Consider the following 19,319-nt stretch of genomic DNA (forward strand, 5'->3'; position numbering starts at 1 on the left):
TATGCAAAATAAAAGCGCGAAACCAAATGGTTCGCGCTCTTTCCAGACGTTATCGTACAACCAGTACCGGCAGGCGGCAATGTGCAATAATCGAGGAAGAAACGCTGCCAAGCAACATACCTTCCACGTTACTCAATCCCCGTGCACCGATACAAATCAAGTCACATTGTTCTTCATCGGCCACTTTACAGATTGCGCCGAAAGGACGACCGGACACAACAACTGTTTTGTATCTGATCCTTTTCTCTTCCAGACTTGGTGTATATTCTTCAAATATCTTATTTGCATCCGCTTCCATTTCCGCATGCAGTTCTGAACGTGCATGCCCGCCAATGATCGAAGGAATAGGATCAAGCACATGAACAAGCACTATTTCTGCGTCCATACTTTCTGCAATTGCAAGTGCTCTGTGCTTGGCAAGCAAGGCATGCTTGGAACCATCAACCGGTACAAGAATTTTTTTAAAAAACATGAGTGCCTCCGTGCGCTTATCGTCTCACGGCATGCTGAGGCCGATAACCTGTAAGGGTAAAAAATGCTCGATATCACAACGCGTACAATTCCACCTAGTATGACCTGCGACAGTGCGTAGCTTCAAGGATATTTATCTTTTCTTCCCAAGGCAGCACTCTGCCTGACACCATGCGTTCTATAACTTTTACCTTTCTTAGTATCATGATACATTGCCCGAAAATCCATAACATACATATTTTCATATACTATTACGGGAGACCTTATGCTTGACCTTCAAACCATGAGCGATGAAATCAGCTCTCTTGTCTCTGTCTGGCTTGTGGATGGCGGCACCAATATTCTCTACGCAGGCCTTGTTCTTATTTTCGGCTTCTGGTTTGCGCGCCACTTTACTCGCCTTGTCCGCATTTCACTGAATAAATACAATGTAGACCCGCTTCAGGCCGGTTTTCTGGCTACTATAATCCGGTACGGCATTGTTATTTCCGTTCTGCTCATTGCTGCTTCCAAACTTGGTATCAACATAACTTCACTCATTGCTGTTTTCGGTGCTGCTGCCTTGGCAATCGGCCTTGCTGTTAAAGACAACCTGTCCAACTTTTCATCAGGAATGCTGCTTGTCTTTTTCCGCCCGTTCACCAAAGGCGATTTTGTTGAAGTATCAAATGCTACCGGCACAGTGGAAGCCACAAACCTTTTCAGCACTGTGTTAAACACCACTGATAATAAAAAAGTGTTTATTCCCAACAGCCTTGTCATGAGCAGTATCATCACCAACTACAGTGCAAACCCTACCCGCAGATTAGATCTTACTATTGGCATTGATTATAGCGATGATGTTGTTACCGCGAAAAAGACGCTCCTGAGGGTGCTGGAACAACATCCGGTTGTGCGCTCTACACCGGAGCCGATTGTTGCTGTAGAAGCGCTGGCGGATAGCAGTGTGAATTTAACCATGCGCGCATGGGTACCGACACCTAAATATCTTTCCACCAAATTTGAACTGCTGGAAGAAAGTAAAAACGCCCTTACAGAAAATGGTGTGTCCATTCCGTTCCCGCAACTGGATGTTCACATGAGTAAAGATCAATAGGTGTGATTCCAGAGCCTGTCTGCTCTAAGCTATGACTTGAGACGGAACGAGACAAAAAAAGGCTCAACCTTGAACCAAAGCCTAAAAAACTGTATCAGGCGCTCAACAAGAACTTTCAATGGTGCGCTCAGCACCATAAACAGGAATGGCTCCCCATTCCCAGCCTAGGAGGCCAGACGTGCGGATTCTTATCGTCGGTTCCGGTGGTCGTGAACACGCCCTCGCTTGGAAACTTCGTCAGAGTGCAAAGGTTGAAGAAATCTTCATTGCCCCGGGTAATGGTGGTACTGCACTCGAAGGTACAAACGTACCAATTAAAGCAGACGACCTTCCCGCACTGGTGGCTTTCGCTAAAGAACAGGCAATCGATCTCGTTGTTCCGGGTCCGGAGCTTCCTTTGGTTCTTGGAATCAAAGATGCGCTTGATCTGGAAGGGATTCCCTGCTTTGGCCCTAATGCTTTTGCAGCCCAGCTTGAAGGCTCCAAAGCATTTGCCAAGAACATTATGCAGGAAGCCGGTGTACCCACTGCTGCGTTCGGAGTGTTTGAAGACTTTTCCGAAGCCCGTAATTTTGTGCTGGAAAAAGGTGCCCCTATCGTTGTTAAGGCAGACGGTCTTGCTGCCGGTAAAGGGGTTATTGTGGCTCAGTCCACAGATGAGGCCATTCAGGCACTTGAAGAAATCATGGTGCAAAAGTCCTTTGGCGACTCAGGCAAACATGTTGTTGTTGAAGAGTGCCTTGTCGGTGAAGAAGCCTCTTTCATATGCTTCTGTGACGGCAATACTGTAAAACCACTTCCTTCCTCTCAGGATCATAAAGCCGTCTACGACGGCGACACAGGCCCTAACACAGGCGGCATGGGTGCATACAGCCCTGCACCGGTTCTTCCGGACAGCCGCTACGACGAGATTATTGAATCCGTCATGAAACCTGTTGTGAACCTGCTTGGTAAAAAGGACAAACCGTTTATCGGTATCCTGTATGCAGGAATCATGATGACCGAAAACGGACCATACGTACTTGAATTCAACGTACGTTTCGGTGATCCGGAATGCCAGCCGCTCCTCATGCGCCTTGATTGTGACTTAGCAGATGTTATGATGGCGTGTGTTCAGGGCAAACTTGCTGAAACCCCACTCCCTATCAAAAAAGAAACAACCCTCGGGGTTGTTGTAGCAGCTGATGGATATCCTGGCAGCTACCCTAAAGGTATGGGCATTACAGGCTTTGCAGAAGCAGAAGCACTGGGTGACGTAAAAGTGTTTCAGGCAGGTACAACCATTGAAAACGGACAAACCGTGTCCACTGGCGGGCGAGTTCTTTGCGTAACAGCACTTGGTTCCGATCTCTCCGCGGCTCAAAAGCGTGCATACGAAGCGCTTGAGTACATTAAAATGGATAACGCATACTACCGCAAAGACATTGGCTTTAAAGGCTTTAAATAAGACTTTCAGGAGATAGAAACTATGCCTCAGGTTGCTATTTTCATGGGCAGTGCTTCAGATGAAGAAACTATGCGTCCATGTACCGAATTATTAGACCAGCTTAAAATTTCATACATCTTTACTGTAAGCTCTGCTCACAGAACACCGGAACGCACAGAACATCTGGTGGATTCTCTGGAAGCAGACGGCTGTCAGGTATTTATCTGTGCTGCCGGTATGGCTGCACACCTTGCAGGTGCAGTTGCTGCGCGCACTCTTAAACCAGTTATCGGTGTACCGGTGACCGCATCAAACCTCTCCGGCCTTGATGCGATGCTCGCAACTGTTCAGATGCCTCCGGGATACCCTGTTGCAACTGTTGCTCTTGATAAAGCAGGCGCAAAAAACGCTGCATGGCTTGCAGCACAGATCATTGCGCTTACAGATAGCAGCATTGCGACAAACCTTAAAAAAGCACGTGATGAAGGCAAAGCCGCGGTTATCAAGAGCGCGGAAGAACTGGAAGCACGTTACGCAAAATAGCATTCAATTTTCGTAGAACAGCCAATGCTCTTTGCACCTAGCTGCAACTATGCGTGAAAAGCACGGCTTCCCCAAACTACGTAAATACGAAAACGCCCGTCAGAGCCAGCTGACGGGCGTTTTTTTATTCATTCTGGATGGTCAGGATACGGGCTAGATCACTTCCAGTCCTTCTTCTTCCATCAACTTAATACCGTATTCAATAGCTATGGCGTATGACAGGTCAGTATCAAGTGCCTGCTCGCGTGAGTACGCAGCAATTGAGCTACCGTCTGCCATCGGGCAGTAGCGACCGCAGACAATACCAACAATACGGTCTTCAGCAACGCTAACCAGAGGTCCACCAACATCACCCGCATGTACACGAGAATCAAACAGGATATGGTTATTCCCGAGAGGTGACGTAAGCTTGGAACTTACTACGGAGCTTACTACGGTCAAGTGGTGCATATTCTGAAAGCCAAACGGATAGCCGAGGCTCACAAGCGCTGCACCGAAACGCAGATTCTCTGTATTGCCAAGAAGGAAGTCCGGCATAACGACATCTGCTTCTACATCAAATGCAAGAAGAGCAATGTCACGGTCTTTATCTACACGGATAACCTCAACAGGAATGGAACGAACATGTTCACGCCTGATAGTCTGAAAATCTGTTGCCTCAGGTGAGTAAGGCACAACACAAAGATTTTCATGGTTCTCACCAAAGATATGGCTTGTGGTGAGCATGTAGCCTTCTTCATGAACAAGGAAGCAGGAACCTAAAAACGCTGCGCCGCAATCATCCTGCCGCATGAGCATCATGCAGCCGCCAGTGAATTTTTCTGCAGAAGTTGTATACATAGAACTCTCCTAGCGAATCTTGTGCCGACGACGTTTAGCAGGAAACGCCTTTGGTGTAATGCTCATCTTCTTCGGTTTCTTATCAGGATCAATGTAGAACTGCTGAGGTCCTGAGTAGTCCTTGAGTCCTCTGAACAGACTGTACGCCATAAAGAGCAGAATCACCGCAAAAGGCAGGCCGGAAGCAATGGTTGCTGTCTGCAACGCAATGAGTCCGCCACCATACAGCAGCACAGCAGCTACTGCACCCTCCATCAAAGCCCAGAATACGCGCTGTGGAATAGGCGGATCAGGGTTACCGTCGGCTGTGATGATATCAATAACCAGCGAACCGGAGTCAGAGGAGGTTACAAAGAACGTGATAACAACGAAAATTGCAAGCACACTTGTTACAGAAGAAAACGGGAAGTGCTCAAGCAGAACGAACAGAGAAACCGGAACGTTTTCCTGAACTGCTTTTGCAATACCGCCACCACCGAACATGTCGATGAACAGCGCACTGTTACCAAATACGGTAATCCATACAAAGGTAACAAGCGTTGGAACAAGAAGTACACCTGCGATAAATTCGCGAATAGTACGACCTTTTGAAATTCGGGCAATAAACATACCTACGAATGGTGACCACCCGATCCACCAACCCCAGTAGAAAACGGTCCAGCCGTTCTGCCATGAGGAGTTTTCGTACGTTTCATTCCAAGTTGAAAGCTGCATGAAGTTTTGCAGATAGATACCAATGTTCTCAACAAGTGCATTGAGAATGAACAGGGTTGGTCCGAGCAGAAGCACAAAGAACATCAGCATAAGAGCAAGGCCGATGTTAAGTTCACTAAGCTTACGGATACCTGCGTCCAGCCCTCTGACTACAGAATATGTAGCAATGAGTGTAATACCGCAAATTAAAACAAGCTGAACATTTGTTGTCTGCGGCACGCCGAAGACATGAAATAAACCGGCATTTACCTGCTGCACACCTACCCCGAGAGAGGTAGCAACACCAAAGAGAGTTGCGACAGTAGCAGAGATATCGATTGCATACCCGATAGGGCCGTTAACCTTGTCACCAAGGAGCGGTACGAACGCAGAACGAATAGTCAGCGGGTAGCCTTTGTTGAAGGAAAAGAATGCCAGTGAAAGGCCTACGATGGCGTAAACACTCCAAGGATGAAGTCCCCAGTGCAGGAAGGTCAAATCCATTGCTCTTCGTGCAGCTTCCGGTGAACCCGGAGTGTCTGAAAACGGTGATGATATGAAGTGGAACATTGGCTCGGCAACGCCGTAGAACAGGAGGCCAATCCCCATACCGGCACTGAAAAGCATTGCAAACCATCCGGCAGTAGTAAATTCCGGAACAGCGTCATCACCGCCGAGCCGGATATCTCCGAATCTGGAGAACATAAAAAGAAGTACACTGACGAGAATTATGTTCATGGTCAGAACAAAAAACCAGCCCGTGTATGTTGAAATTCCGGTCTGAACTATCCCGAAAAAGTCTTTGATATCTTTACCCAGATACAGGGTAAGGCCGACGAGGACCAGAATCAGTCCTGCAGAAATAAAGAAAATATACGGATGTACATCATATTTTACTTTCGCCCCATCACTGTTGGTGAGGTTTGAATGAATTCCCAAAACTCCTCCTCTTACTTATGCGCAATGTACAATTCACAGTTACAGCTTATTGTACACATAAAAAACAATGCAAAACAGAATTTCTACATTATAAATTACAGTGTGTTCACAAATTGTACAGCGTTTTTCGCAGTTATGACTCGCTGTATTATAGGTTGTACATTAAAAATATATATTAGTCAAATTTCCTATATTTTGTATGATATCAAATTCTAATACACCACCTTCGCTTTACATAAAACTCTTCTACATACTTATAACCAGTTGATTTTTAGCACTAAAAACAACCATGACGTAAAATGCAGTACGATTTTGAATAATTTTGCAAAATTTTGAACAAAAAAAAGCACTTCTGCATATATAAGCAGAAGTGCTTTGTCTTTTTTTGTACGTTAGCGAGGTGGCACACCAGAGGATTCTCGAATAATCAAATCATGCTGTACAGACGGAATAGTCTCTTCTGGGTGTTTTCCTGTTCGCAAGATATCCAGAAGAACAGACGTCGCCTGACGTCCCATGCGATACCCCGGTTGCAGCACTGTTGTAAGCGGCGGCCACACATGCTTTGCCATCGGAATATCATCAAAACCAATGACAGAAACATCTTTAGGAATCTCAAACCCAAGGCGACGCAATGCACTGATGGTATTAATTGCAACCAGATCGTTGGAAGCAAAAATAGCAGTCGGCGGGTTGGAAGAGTTCATCAACTTTTCAACCCCCTCAGAGCAATCCAGTGTATTTGAAGACACCTGAACAAAGCTTTGCGGGTGGGTTGGAATATCGTGATCCTGCAAGCAGTGTAAAAAGCCCTCATACCGCATACGACAACGGTCAGAAGCCGTAAACGGCACACCGAGCATAGCAAAACTTCTATGCCCGAGCTTAATCAAGTACTCGGTAGCATCATAGCTGGCCTGCACGTTATCCACTGAAACACATGGAAGGCAACCCTGCTTGTTAAACAGGTTAACCGCAGGAATCTTTTCCTGATACAGCTTCTGAGCTATATCCCCCAAGGAGTCAGACACAGTAAGAATAATGCCGTCTACGCGACGCTCAAGAAAATTTTCCACCATCTGCTTTTCGCGCTGCCGGTTGTACTCAGCACTGGCTATAAAAACCTGATACCCGTGCAGCTGCGCTTCATCCTGCACACCTCGCGCACACTCACTGTAAATCTGGTTATTTACAGCTGGAATAATGTAACCAATAGTTTTTGTACGCTGGGTCGCCAACGCTTTAGCAGCAAAGTTACAACGATAATTATGCTTATCAATAATGCGTTGAATGCGCTCCCCGGTTTCCTTACGCACTTTCTCCGGCATATTCAGAAAACGGGAGACAGTAGCAATGGAAACTTTTGCCTCACGGGCAATGTCCCTAATTGTAGGCTGTAAAGATTTGCTCATAGTCATAGGATATTAACGCGTCATGTTTTTAAGGGATGCATAATCCCCGAAACGCGTGCTTAGGCTGAGGGGAAGCATCTAACGTTTTGTCATCACGACAAAAAACTTAAGAAACCGCATTGTTACTCTGAACGTGCAGCGCCATGAAAACAATGCAACAAACAAATCAATTGTTTTCATTTTCTGCTTTATATTGCGGTTTCAAAACTTTTGCAACTCTACACGCTTCTCAAAGCAAAAAAGCTTAATATCAACACGTTATGAATAAAAAAAACATTTCCCAACCACCTACCCATAGGATAAAAAAAAGCTATCCATGCAATGTAAACGGTTACAGCAGAGCTTTCAAGGCAATGCCCCTCCTTTCTGCACGCACAAAAAAACGACCGGAGAAGCGTCGCTTTTCCGGTCGTTACTATTTCACTTTGTCCTGACAGTGAAACACGCCTGCCTGACAATAATCAGGCTCAAGGCTTGGCAAGGAGTACGCATACTCCTTTTTATAGAAGCACTAGCCGATTGGCAGCACTACTCTGTCGTATACTTCATTAAGTACTTCAGCCATCGCAAGGTAAATTGCGGAAAGACCACATACGATGCCTTCGTATCCTGCAATGGTACCTACAAGTGCAGAACCGGTAAAATCACGGATTGCAAGCAGGAAGAACAGAATTGTAAGGGAAGCAAAGATAAACTTGATGCAGAAGTTGCCTTTAAGAGTTCCGAGGAAGAGGAAGAAAGTAAGCAAGCCCCACATCGCGAGATAACAACCCATGTATGCATGTGGTGTTGCCTCTGCCCAACCAAGTTTAGGCATCACAATCAACGCAACCAGAGAAAGCCAGAACAGGCCGTAAGAGGTAAACGCAGTTGTGCCAAAGGTATTACCCTTTTTAAATTCCATGATACCGGCGATTACCTGTGCAATACCGCCGTAAAAAATACCCATTGCGAGGATCATAGAAGAAATTGGAAAGAAACCCGCATTGTGAATGTTCAACAACACTGTAGTCATACCAAAGCCCATAAGACCAAGTGGTGCTGGATTTGCTAAATAGTCACGCATCAACCTACTCCTGATACTAAAAAGTCCTACGCCCTGTAAAAAGGCTGTTTGAACGAACAGCTAATAGATATTTCTTAGAACTTCAAGCAAAAAGAATCTTTCTTTTGCTGATACCCATATGTTTCTAAGAAAAGCTGCATCCTTAACTCCAATTACGCATAAAAAAAGCTGCAAAATCCGCAGCCCCTGAGACTGCTGACAAAATCCTTGCCTACAGATTATAAAAACCTGTGGTATACAAGGAGAAAAAGCCACCAACTATAGTACGGTACCCAAATAGCAGGGTGACTTTTCCAATAGCAACGCTTTGGGCTTTGCCATCAGTCTCAAGGGCTGCGAAGTATGCAGCCCTTTCTCAATACGTAGTTCCAAGCGGAGAATTGTTACATTAGTGTTACAATCATGTTACAGAATGTATTATTCGGCAGAATCTTCGGCTAACAAGGCTCTCAGCTCTTCCCGAATAACTTCTGCAGCAGACCTTGCAGCAGTCTGTTCAATTGCTCCTCTCATCTGCCCTTCAATTCTGGTGCCCAACGATTCAATCAGAGTCTCTGTTCGAACCTCAACAGCGCTCAGGACACGCGCCATTAACGGACCATCCATATCAAAGGCTTCATCTATTGCATCAACAAGAAACTCTTTTTCCACAACCGGAGCTGGTGGCGGAGTCTGTGCTTGAGCTTCCTGCATTTCCAATACTCGTTGTAATGTGTTCTCAAGATACGAAATACGTTCTGTCATTTCTGCCAGCTCGCCAGCCGTTACCACAGGCGCCGGAGCTTCTTCGAATACAGAGTCAGCTCCTTCACCAGAATTAACTTCAGGCGTTGTATCAAGCAACTCCATGGAAGAATCCGTAAATTCAGGCGGAACCACTGTAGATTCTCGCATCAAGTCCTCAAGACTCGCATCATGTGGTACTGGCGCGGCGTTTGCGTCAATCTCTTCCATGTCAAAGCCAGAACCTGCCTGCTGCCCAACCTCCTCAAGAGTGTCTTCAGGCAGCACTTCAGGCTCTTCTTCAGCAAACATCTCCAAATCAGCCATTGCTTCCTGCGCGATATCTTCGACTGGAGCAAGTTCGTCTATAGCATCCATCACCTCAGTAACAGAAGTGAACTCACTAGAAGCATCTTCAGATTCAGCATCAGATATTTCAGCTAATTCCAGTTGTTCATCAGCATCAGTATCAAGAGCACTCTCAACTGGTGTCTCAACTTGCAGAGCAGCTTCTGCAGCAAATTCTGCTATCTCGTCTGCATCTTCTACTGACTCAACACCTAAGGTTTCATCGACATTTTCTGCCAGTTCAGCAGACTCGGACAATGCCTCATCAGCAGCCAAGGCTTCTGTAGCAACATCTAATACTGACTCATCAAACGCAGGGTTGCCATCAATCTCGCCACCAACATTGTCCACCCCAGCAGAATCAATGTCTCCAAAGAGGTCTGGCTCATCTGCCGGTCCTAAATCGTCTTGCTCAGAATATTCACCGGACAATTCATTAAGCGGCACATCATCTGAAGCCAAGGCTTCAGATAGTGCAGCATCAATATCTACTTCTCCATCGAATGCTGACTCTGTAACGTCAGTTGGATCTTCTACAGCTTCTGATAAAATTTCATCAATATCTGTATGTGAAAAATCTGCTGGTTCAACGTCAGAAACGGCTTCAACCGGTTCGACAGCTTCAGAACCAAGTGGCTCTTCACCTAAAATTCGTCCCAATGTTGAATCTAAATCTTCTTCCAAGGATGTTGGATCACCAAGAGGATCTGACTCAGGCACACTATCAACAGCAACGGCTGCACTTTCTTCTTGAACATCATGCGGAAGCTCAAAACTGTCATCAAGGACATCATCTACAGGGACTTCAAGCAAAGAGTCAGGAGACTTATCTGAAGAAACAGATCCAGCCTCATCAGCAGCAGTTATTACAGCATCCTGATCATCGAGAAGAGAGTCTAACTCATCAAGAATTGTTTCGAACTCATCTGTAGCTCCAGCCGGAGAAGAAGCTAGCTCATCTGAAGGAGCAATTTCAATATCCTCCACAGCTGCAGAAACTTCTTCAATGTCAAAGGCTGGCTCATTAAGCATGCTTTCAAGCTCAACAGATCCTTCGTCAATGGAAGCATCATCGATTACATTAGGTTCCACACTTGCGGGTGCTGGGGGAGCAAGTAGTACCTCACGTTCATTTGCTGCAACAGGCTCTGCATCAGCAAATGAATCACTTTCAAGCAACGCATCCAGATCTATCTCATCATCTGGAACCTCAGGAGCCGAAGCAGGGATAACCTCTTCCACTTCATCCATAACAGCTGCAGGTGCAACCTGTTCCTCAACAGAGGCAGCAGGCTCTGCAGAAGCCATTTCAAGATCATCAAGAAGCGCATCAATATCTGCATCAAAAACAGAAGGATCAACAGGGGCGGCAGGCTGCTCTTCAACAACCTCTACCGGTGCATCCTGCTCAAAGGCATCATCAGCAACCTGTTGTGCTGGCTGGCTTGGCGAAGTTGATCGAACAGGCTCAACTGTTTCATCAAAGTCCAACAACAGCGAGCCAATATCATCCATATCCACTTCTTCAGATTCCAGTGTAACGCCATCGGCAGGAGTAAAATCTGTTCGCGGAGACATATCATCGCCCCGCAAAAGATCATCCAAATCTGAAAGTCCAGAGTCATCCTGTTCAGCATCCGGTGGCAAATCATCACTGGTTTCTTGTAAAATATCTTCAACATCAAACGGATCATCCAAAGAAAATGACTCATTTGAGGCACCTTGCTTTGGCTTTGGTGCTGACTTTGGCTTTGGTTCCGGTTCCGGCTTTGCAAGCTCAGCTTCCAGATCGATATCAGCAAACAAATCATCTACATCAGAGTCTTCATCAAAGTCGAAGGCTCCTGATGCAACTGCACTGACGGGCTCGGTACTGGAAGGTGGCTCCACAGGCTCAGCCGCAGAAGGAGCCACTTCAGGCTCACCACCCTGAAGTGGAGTACTCTCAGTATCTTCCACATCAAACTCAAGCCCCAAATCAGCAAATAAATCCTCATCAGAAGGAGCCGTCGAGGAAGCTGGTGCAGGGTCAGGCACTTGTACTGCTTGCGTTTCTTCTTCCGATTCCAATGAGTCAAAATCAAAACCTGCCAACAAGTCATCTTCATCAGCTGGTGCTGCAGAAGATTCTGCACTTGCAACTGCTGCTGAACCTTCATCCACGTCAAAATCAAAATCTGCGAACATGTCATCCACGTCCGAATCACTTACACCATCACCGTTAGATGCGGTATGTACAGGTTCCGAAGCCACTGCCTGAGACTCAGAAACTGCCTCTTCTTCAAAAGAAGGTTGTTCATCTGCAGCCCCGGCTGACATTGCAGATAAATCTTCATCAAAATCTGGTTGATGCACTGACTCTTGCACTGCGCCTGACGGCTCAGAAAAATCTTCAAGTAAATCTTCAAAGTCAACATCGAACCCATCTGAAGTGCCCTGTCCCTCTGCTGCATCAAGCATACTCTCAATATCAGATTGATAGGAGGAGTCCGAAGGAGTTGTGTCATTTGAAGGTACAGCGACGTCAACTTCAGGGGCAAAATCTGTTAAGAGGTCTTCAACCGTTGGCTCACTTGTCGGTGTGTCAGCTACAAGATCAATTACAGGTTCTTCCGCCTGCTCTTGATTCGGAGTGGAATCGTCCGCAAACTCTGAAAAATCTGTTGTATTGAAAAGGTCTTCCAATTCACTATCAAAATCAACTGTGCCCGCTGAGCTGGCAGGAATTGTCTTTTCGGTCTCCGCTGGCGGAGTTCCCATCTCTACAATTTCAGTTAGATCGATAATTCCATTCTTTGTATTATCGGACATTACACACCTTCACATTCGGTTAGGCAGTTTTGAACACAAATTTATCGTACAGTGGTGGATGATAACAAACACATCGCAACATACATTATTTCACGAAATTAACCATACATTACTGCATAAAGCAAGGTGTGAAGGCTCTGGTTTTGGGGTACAAAGTACAATCGCCCTCTCGTCTTCAGCATTCATACACTCTGTTATATCTATGATATTTTTGCTGCATTAATGATGTAACACTTCGTAACATTCTGAGCACAGCACAACCTTACGTAATTCATACAATACGCATAGAACAACATACTTCTAAACCGCGCTAACAGACTGTAAGATCTATATTTAACACACAACTAAAACAACCTGATTTGAAACAACAGCAAGAGAGAACTACTGTAGACGTCCCGACAACTGCCAGAACATAAAAAAAGACCGCCTTTTCAGGCGGTCTTTACATTCATCAGCAGCAGTGCACCTTATGGGTGACACTTAGATTTTTTACAACCGGTAAGAGCTTTCTTCTTAGCTTTATCTTTACCAGCAACTTTTTTGTGGCAAGATACACAGGTTGCGATGCCAGTTTTCTTACCAGCTTTTTTGTTGTGAACAACTTTGTAGTAAGAACCAGCTTTCTTTTTATCGGCTTTAGCAGCAGAGTGGCAGCCTGCAGTAGCACATTTCTGGTAGTTTTCTTTACCATCAACAAGATGGTGACACTCAACACATTTGTATTCTGTGTGTGTTGAATGATTAAAGATAACTGGCTTTTTAGTTGCTTCCATCTTAACTGGACCAGATGGAGCTTCAACAGCATAAGCAACCATAGCAAAAGCAACACAAAGCACTGCAGCCAAAGCGAGTACCATTACTCTTTTCATGACAGTACAACCTCCTTCACAAGGCATGTTATGATTTTCACATTAGGCTATATTGTACCTCTATTACACTGTCAAGCAAAGGACACCTACTCTATAGTAATCACAGAGCTATCCTTATGAACAAAGGATACACAGCGACTCGACAATGTATAATGTGCATTGTTTGCTCACTCAATCTATACTGTATTATTTTACAGTATGGCATTTCTTACATGAAGTTGGGCCAGCAGGCTTACCTGCTTTCTTAAGTGATTTATGACAGCCATTACAACTTACCAAGCTGTTCGCATGGAATGCGTTTCTAAAGTACATAATGGACTTACGTTCTTTGGATGAAGTCGGATTGCCGAGATCATGACACCCTTTTGATGAGCATGAATACACGTCCGGCTTCTCTTTGAGCATGTGGTGACAGGCCTCACACTGCAAGGCAGCATGAGCAGCATGCGGGAACATTACTTTTGGCTTCTTGATCTTTGCTCCGGCAGGTACGCCGATAATGACAGGTTCTTGCGGCGCTTTTTGAGCCGCAGCAATACAGACAGCTGCAAAAAACAGCGAAATTATCAATGGAACAGAAGGAACAAGGTAGCGATGTAGCATAACGTTTCCAATTGTTAGTTACGATATTTTTTCAGGTAACCACGGGGAGTTACGACTTTTTCACCTATCATTCGAGTGGAAGAATTGCCTATTATTATTGTAGAAAGCATATCCACTTGTTCTATGTCAAAGGAATTCAGAGAAAACACATGGGTTTCCTGTTCCTTACGATACGCAGATTTTACCAAACCTACCGGAGTATCAGCACTTCTGACACTTTGAACGATTTCAAGTGCTTTACCTATCTGCCAATCTCTACGCTTTGATTTAGGATTATACAATACTATCACAAAATCAGCTTCGGCTGCTGCCTTCAGGCGTTTTTCTATAACTGCCCACTCCGTAAGCAAATCAGAAAGGCTAATCACGGCAAAGTCATGCATCAAAGGCGCACCAAGCAGAGCTGAAGCAGCAGATAATGCAGGAATACCTGCCACAACTTCGATTTCTAATGTGTCAAGATGTTCTTCTGCCAATTCATAGACCAAACCGGACATTGCATAAATTCCCGGATCGCCGGAACAAACAACAACAGTGTTTTTACCTTCCAGCGCCACTTCAATCGCCTTTTCACACCGAGCCATTTCACCCATCATGCCTGTTGAGATAAGCTCCTTGCCCTCTTTGAGCGCTTCAGGCACCAAATCAACATACAAGGTATATCCAACAATAACATCAGCATCAGCAATAGCTTTCTGCGCCTGCGGAGTTAGCAGCGCACTGTCACCGGGCCCAAGCCCGACAACTTTCAAAGAACAACTCATTATATCTCCAAAGCAACGGCAACTGTTGCGCCATCGCCCTTTTCTTTTTCTACAACCAGACGTGCCCCGTGCTTCAGGGAGGCACCATGAAGCGCAGCGGCTTCGGCAACGCTCTTTGTTCCTACAGCCTGCTTAGGTGCATCAGACGGGTTAGGAACATCTACAGTATCAAGCAGACTAGCGGCAAAGGTGACAAAAGGCACGCCTAACGTTTCAGCAGCCTCAATAATTCCTGCTTCATCAGCCTTGGCATCTACCGATGCAAGACAGGCAATGCTCTCCAACGCCATGTCTTTTTTATGAAATACATCCGTAATCAATCCGAGCACAGCATCTTTAGGTGCCCCACGCTTTGCCCCGACACCCACACACAGGACTTTAGGATGTACAAGCAGCGTTTTTTCTTCCGGCTCAAGCAATTCTGCACTACGCCACGAAACAATAACAGTGGGAACATCTTCTTCTGAAAACGGCACCAGCTCTGCTGCTATAAAATGTTCTGCATGGTCACCATGCTTTAGCCCCAGCACATCTGCCGGATCATCCAGCACAACTTTTTCGCCTGCCAGCAATGCCCCGTTTACATGCTTTACCGCCCCGATATTATGTATGGAACATTCAGCCTGAGCTGCAACCATATCCAAAGACGGCAGCTGTTCTGTGTCAGTGGCTGTGGTAATAACTGCAACGCCACCCACAATATTTGCAATGGCACCTGCCAGCTCATTAGCACCGCCGAGGTGACCGGAAAGTAAACTGATTACATGCTGGCCGTTCTGATCCATAACCACCACAGCAGGATCTACGTCCTTACCAGCCAAATGTGGCGCAATGGTACGTACAGCAATGCCCGCAGCAGTTATAAACACATGCGCAGAAAATTCGCTGAATGATTCTGCAACACACTCACGCAAACTTTCAAAGGATACTTCATCAACGTCACAATCTGCATCGTACAACCGTGCAGGGACAAAAGCAGTACCTCCAAACGTACTGACCAGTTGGCGTGCTAACGTTACTCCCTTTGGGGTAACAGCATACACTGCAATGTGATTCATAGTTTTCCTTTGCCTCCGGCGGCTCTCCGAGGGACAAGGGCGCTGCCCTGTACCCGCATGACTGCGATTCTATTACGTATGGACGATGCAATTTTTCCTGAAAAGTCTCGGCTACAAACATAACCTAAAAAAGGGTGAAGTGACGAACACTCCACCCTTTCGAATGTACTCGAATGAGCTGAATAGAAAACAACCCTCGACACGCTAACCTAGCTCACCACATTGTCTAACGATCAATGACTAGTCAGCACGGTAACGCAGTCGAGAGGGCGCCCCTCTCGCGGGAATGCAAGGGGCTGGCCCCTTGCCCGCCGGAGGCAAATAAAAGCTGCTGGCTAAAACGTTACGTTGCGGGCAGCTTCAAGAGTTTTCTCAAAATGCTCATCAGTATGCGCAAAGGAAACCATTGCAGCCTCAAGACCGAGGGAAGCAAGGTATACGCCCTGAGCGCGCATCTGCTGGTAGAAAGAAGCGTACATTTTCGCATTGCAAGCTTTAGCCTGATCGAAATGCGTTACTTTTTCGTTAGTGAAGAACATGGTGAACATGGATGCAATGGTATTGTACGTTACATCCACACCCTTGGAAGCAATGATGGCATGAAGCTCTTTAGCAAACGCTGCAACACGTGCTTCAAGCGCGTCGTAATCAGCATCACGCAGTACTTTAAGGGTAGCAATACCTGCTGCCATAACAACAGGGTTACCGGAGTTAGTACCGGCCTGAAAAATATTACCGGTTGGAGCTACGCGATCCATAATCTCGCGTTTACCACCGTATGCGCCTACAGGCATACCACCACCGATAACCTTACCAAGCGTGGTAAGATCCGGAGTTACGCCGAAACGCTTTTGAGCGCCACCGTAGGAAAGACGGAAGCCGGTAATAACTTCATCAAAAATGAGTAACGCGCCGTACTGGTCGCAGACTTCGCGCAAGCCTTCGAGGAATCCTTCAACAGGAGGAACCAGCCCCATGTTACCGGCTGTTGGTTCTACGATAATGCAGGCAATCTCGTCGCCGTTTGTTTCAAACTGTTTGCGAACAGCTTCAAGATCATTGTACGGAACCAGCAGAGTATCCTGCACAGTACCGGAAGGAACGCCCGGAGTACCCGGAATTGCAAGATCAGCAAAGCCGGAGCCAGCAGCAGCAAGGAACGGGTCACCGTGACCATGGTAGTTACCGGTGAACTTGATAAATTTGTTGCGTCCAGTGTAACCGCGAGCAAGACGCAGGGCTGTCATGGTTGCTTCTGTACCAGAGCTAACCATACGAACCATGTCCACGCCAGGCATTGCGTCTACGATCATTTCTGCAAGTTCAACTTCTGCAAGGCAAGGAGCACCAAAACAGGCGCTGTTTGCAGCAGATTCCTGAATTGCTTTAGTTACGTCAGGATGAGCATGACCAAGCAGCATCGGCCCCCAGCCTTCAACGTAATCGATATAGGTCTTGCCATCTTCAGTTGTCAGAACGGCACCGTCGCCTTTTTTAATAAAAAGCGGTTCACATTCAACACTGAGACAAGCACGAATAGGACTATTTACACCGCCCGGCATAAGATCTTTTGCACGTGCGTATAATTCACTGGAGCGTTCCATACGGCTCTCCTCTTGGATTGTATAAAATAAAAAGCTGAGTCCGCACGCCTAGCATGCATACTCTGCTGAAAAATCTAAAAATAGGTCATGGAAATCTTTTTAAGTTCTTTCAAGGACGTGAGCACAGCAAATTCATCAAGCTCAGTTGTCCTGCGTAACTCTTCAACAACTTCCATATATTCATCTTCATGGCGGCCATGAATCATAGTGAACAAGTTGTAATGCCAATCAGGATGAGTGGTCGGACGATGGTAACAGTGGGAAATGAGCTGGTGTTTCGCAGCAACCTTGCCTATTTCATCAATAACTTTTTCATCCACTTTCCATGCAACCATTGCATTATGGTTAAACCCTGCTTTCTGATGCTTTAAGCTGGCACCAAAGCGACGGATTGTGCCTTCATCCTTCATGAGCTGCAGCAGATCAAGCACTGTCTTCTCATCTGTGCCTACTTCTTCAGCAATATCAGCATAAGGGGTTGCACTGTCTGGAAGGTTGGCTTGCACAATATGCAAAATCTTTTTTTCGATTTCCGTGAACTCGGTTTTCGCCATGATTCGTCCTCACATTCCTTTTTTATTTACCCAGTGTTGATACCTGTTAGCACCGTGTGTTGCAACCGCTAATCAACCAGAGAATATATCCCCATAACTTGCAGTAAATACAGAATTGTTCCTAGCTCAAGCAACCATAAACTTACTATTAAAACACTCTTCGCTTGGCAGATTCTGGCCTAGTATACATAGTAAGAATAGCCTTGTAGCCCAGAGGACGATACGATACATGGACGTTGGACTCAAAATGTAACCGTATACATTTAAGCGTATAGATCCTTTTACTATCTCTGTTGAACCTTATCGGAGTCTTTTATGAATATTACTGTCATCGGTGGTGGCAGCTGGGGAACAGCCCTGGCACAACTGCTCGCAGAAAAAGGATATACTGTCCCGTTGCTGGTGCGTGATGAAAAACAAGCTGATGCCATCAATAGCACTCGGGAAAACGCTAAATATCTTCCTAACGTGCCTCTACACGTAAACATTACTGCAACTACAAATGCAGAAACAGCGCTCAACGGAACAAAACACATTCTCTTTTCTGTTCCGTGTCAGGTATTTCGCAACACACTTCAAAAATGCGAGCCTTTAGTTGAGCATGGGACGACTATTATCTGCTCAAACAAAGGCTTGGAGCTTGATACAGGAAAAACCGTTTCCGAAGTTGTTACAGAAGAACTTGGGCACAAGAAACCCATTTTTGCTATGCTCTCCGGCCCTTCCTTTGCCGCAGAAGTCGTACGGGGAATGCCAACTGCAGTTGTACTTGGCTGCTGCAATCAGCGATGCGGGAAAGACTTGCGTGAAATGTTCTCAAACGAAAGCTTCCGTGCATACTCATCCACAGATGTTCTCGGGGTCGAGCTTGGCGGAGCATTTAAAAACGTTATTGCTATTGCAGCAGGCATGTCTGACGGATTACGTTTCGGCTCAAACGCTCGCGCAGCTCTTATTACCCGCGGATTAGCTGAAATGTCCCGTCTTGGAGTTGCCATGGGAGCAAAAGCTGAAACCTTCATGGGACTTTCCGGCATGGGAGATTTAGTTCTCACATGTACTGGCGATCTTTCACGAAACCGGCAGGTAGGTCTAAAACTCGGACAAGGTAAAACACTCGATGAAATTCTCAGCGAGATGAAACAGGTTGCTGAGGGCGTTAAAACAACGACGGCAGTACATCATCTTGCCCAGCGCCTTAACGTAGAACTACCAATCACAGCCACCATGCATGCTGTCATTCATGATGGAAAAGATCCTCACGAAGCATGGCGGGAGCTTATGAAACGTGAACTACGGGAAGAATAACACTTACTGATGCTCAAACAAAAAGACGATAGCTGTATGCTATCGTCTTTTCGAACTTTGCCCATTTGTCATATGTCTTGAGGAGGATAAAGGTTAATTCGTGGCCTTACGGCAATCCCTTTTGAAATATCTATACACTGAGATAAATACTGTGTCTAAAAAAATCGGTCTGTTGTGCCCGATATCTCAGT

Annotated in this window: 16 protein-coding genes; 4 read left to right on the plus strand and 12 right to left on the minus strand. The window is 45.9% G+C overall.

Annotated elements, in window-relative coordinates; translation table 11 throughout:
- Positions 1-49: 49 nt before the first annotated feature.
- Positions 50-472 carry a universal stress protein gene (locus SP90_RS04810; protein ID WP_066853161.1) on the minus strand — a complete coding sequence of 141 codons (423 nt, stop codon included), beginning with the start codon at positions 470-472 and terminating at the stop codon, positions 50-52.
- A 264-nt stretch (positions 473-736) separates the two neighbouring features.
- Here SP90_RS04810 and SP90_RS04815 point away from each other — a divergent pair, with 264 nt between their 5' ends.
- The 3 genes from SP90_RS04815 (at position 737) to purE (ending at position 3,536) form a co-directional block, all read left to right on the plus strand.
- Complete coding sequence (locus SP90_RS04815) at positions 737-1,567, plus strand: mechanosensitive ion channel family protein (RefSeq protein WP_066853162.1); 831 nt, start codon at positions 737-739, stop codon at positions 1,565-1,567.
- 178 nt (positions 1,568-1,745) lie between these two features.
- A complete protein-coding gene (gene purD, locus SP90_RS04820; protein WP_066853164.1) occupies positions 1,746-3,014 on the plus strand; it encodes a phosphoribosylamine--glycine ligase in 1,269 nt (422 codons plus the stop codon).
- A gap of 21 nt (positions 3,015-3,035) precedes the next feature.
- Positions 3,036-3,536, plus strand: coding sequence for a 5-(carboxyamino)imidazole ribonucleotide mutase (gene purE / locus SP90_RS04825; RefSeq protein ID WP_066853166.1), 501 nt, complete (start codon positions 3,036-3,038; stop codon positions 3,534-3,536).
- 153 nt (positions 3,537-3,689) lie between these two features.
- Here the strand turns inward: purE and SP90_RS04830 are convergent, their stop codons facing one another.
- The 11 genes from SP90_RS04830 to ahbB form a co-directional block, all read right to left on the minus strand.
- A complete protein-coding gene (locus SP90_RS04830; protein WP_066853168.1) occupies positions 3,690-4,376 on the minus strand; it encodes a S1 family peptidase in 687 nt (228 codons plus the stop codon).
- A gap of 9 nt (positions 4,377-4,385) precedes the next feature.
- Positions 4,386-6,008: a BCCT family transporter gene (locus SP90_RS04835; RefSeq protein WP_066853170.1), complete on the minus strand. Its 1,623-nt coding sequence runs from the start codon at positions 6,006-6,008 to the stop codon at positions 4,386-4,388.
- A gap of 392 nt (positions 6,009-6,400) precedes the next feature.
- Positions 6,401-7,420 (minus strand): LacI family DNA-binding transcriptional regulator, encoded by a 1,020-nt coding sequence (locus SP90_RS04840; protein WP_197498761.1) that lies wholly within the window; start codon positions 7,418-7,420, stop codon positions 6,401-6,403.
- Positions 7,421-7,931: 511 nt separating this feature from the next.
- The gene (locus tag SP90_RS04845) at positions 7,932-8,486 is read right to left on the minus strand and encodes an acetate uptake transporter (protein ID WP_066853174.1); all 555 of its coding nucleotides are present in this window, start codon (positions 8,484-8,486) and stop codon (positions 7,932-7,934) included.
- Between the two features lie 417 nt (positions 8,487-8,903).
- The gene (locus SP90_RS04850) at positions 8,904-12,368 is read right to left on the minus strand and encodes a hypothetical protein (protein ID WP_066853176.1); all 3,465 of its coding nucleotides are present in this window, start codon (positions 12,366-12,368) and stop codon (positions 8,904-8,906) included.
- A 467-nt stretch (positions 12,369-12,835) separates the two neighbouring features.
- Complete coding sequence (locus tag SP90_RS04855; protein ID WP_066853177.1) at positions 12,836-13,237, minus strand: cytochrome c3 family protein; 402 nt, start codon at positions 13,235-13,237, stop codon at positions 12,836-12,838.
- A gap of 186 nt (positions 13,238-13,423) precedes the next feature.
- Entirely contained in the window at positions 13,424-13,840 is a 417-nt protein-coding gene (locus SP90_RS04860; RefSeq protein WP_066853178.1) for a cytochrome c3 family protein, read from the minus strand.
- A 14-nt stretch (positions 13,841-13,854) separates the two neighbouring features.
- Complete coding sequence (gene cobJ, locus SP90_RS04865) at positions 13,855-14,604, minus strand: precorrin-3B C(17)-methyltransferase (protein ID WP_066853181.1); 750 nt, start codon at positions 14,602-14,604, stop codon at positions 13,855-13,857.
- A complete protein-coding gene (locus tag SP90_RS04870; RefSeq protein ID WP_066853183.1) occupies positions 14,604-15,662 on the minus strand; it encodes a cobalt-precorrin 5A hydrolase in 1,059 nt (352 codons plus the stop codon). Before SP90_RS04870 ends, cobJ begins: the two co-directional genes overlap by 1 nt.
- A 335-nt stretch (positions 15,663-15,997) precedes the next feature.
- Entirely contained in the window at positions 15,998-17,266 is a 1,269-nt protein-coding gene (hemL, locus tag SP90_RS04875) for a glutamate-1-semialdehyde 2,1-aminomutase (RefSeq protein ID WP_066853185.1), read from the minus strand.
- A gap of 74 nt (positions 17,267-17,340) precedes the next feature.
- On the minus strand, positions 17,341-17,820 hold the full coding sequence (gene ahbB, locus SP90_RS04880; protein WP_066853187.1) for a siroheme decarboxylase subunit beta: 480 nt from the start codon (positions 17,818-17,820) through the stop codon (positions 17,341-17,343).
- Positions 17,821-18,135: 315 nt separating this feature from the next.
- Between ahbB and SP90_RS04885 the strand changes: the two genes are divergently transcribed.
- Positions 18,136-19,128, plus strand: coding sequence for an NAD(P)H-dependent glycerol-3-phosphate dehydrogenase (locus SP90_RS04885; RefSeq protein ID WP_066853189.1), 993 nt, complete (start codon positions 18,136-18,138; stop codon positions 19,126-19,128).
- Positions 19,129-19,319 lie beyond the last annotated feature (191 nt).

Origin of the sequence: Halodesulfovibrio spirochaetisodalis (assembly GCF_001672295.1) — a bacterium.
GTDB classification, from domain to species: Bacteria; Desulfobacterota; Desulfovibrionia; order Desulfovibrionales; family Desulfovibrionaceae; genus Halodesulfovibrio; species Halodesulfovibrio spirochaetisodalis.

Coding starts and splice junctions, on each gene's coding strand:
- SP90_RS04860 (WP_066853178.1), bottom strand. CDS start 13,840: ATGCTACATCGCTACCTTGTTCCTTCTGTTCCATTGATAATTTCGCTG.
- purE (WP_066853166.1), top strand. CDS start 3,036: ATGCCTCAGGTTGCTATTTTCATGGGCAGTGCTTCAGATGAAGAAACT.
- SP90_RS04855 (WP_066853177.1), bottom strand. CDS start 13,237: ATGAAAAGAGTAATGGTACTCGCTTTGGCTGCAGTGCTTTGTGTTGCT.
- SP90_RS04840 (WP_197498761.1), bottom strand. CDS start 7,420: ATGAGCAAATCTTTACAGCCTACAATTAGGGACATTGCCCGTGAGGCA.
- SP90_RS04885 (WP_066853189.1), top strand. CDS start 18,136: ATGAATATTACTGTCATCGGTGGTGGCAGCTGGGGAACAGCCCTGGCA.
- SP90_RS04870 (WP_066853183.1), bottom strand. CDS start 15,662: ATGAATCACATTGCAGTGTATGCTGTTACCCCAAAGGGAGTAACGTTA.
- ahbB (WP_066853187.1), bottom strand. CDS start 17,820: ATGGCGAAAACCGAGTTCACGGAAATCGAAAAAAAGATTTTGCATATT.
- SP90_RS04810 (WP_066853161.1), bottom strand. CDS start 472: ATGTTTTTTAAAAAAATTCTTGTACCGGTTGATGGTTCCAAGCATGCC.
- hemL (WP_066853185.1), bottom strand. CDS start 17,266: ATGGAACGCTCCAGTGAATTATACGCACGTGCAAAAGATCTTATGCCG.
- SP90_RS04830 (WP_066853168.1), bottom strand. CDS start 4,376: ATGTATACAACTTCTGCAGAAAAATTCACTGGCGGCTGCATGATGCTC.
- SP90_RS04850 (WP_066853176.1), bottom strand. CDS start 12,368: ATGTCCGATAATACAAAGAATGGAATTATCGATCTAACTGAAATTGTA.
- SP90_RS04845 (WP_066853174.1), bottom strand. CDS start 8,486: ATGCGTGACTATTTAGCAAATCCAGCACCACTTGGTCTTATGGGCTTT.
- SP90_RS04815 (WP_066853162.1), top strand. CDS start 737: ATGCTTGACCTTCAAACCATGAGCGATGAAATCAGCTCTCTTGTCTCT.
- cobJ (WP_066853181.1), bottom strand. CDS start 14,604: ATGAGTTGTTCTTTGAAAGTTGTCGGGCTTGGGCCCGGTGACAGTGCG.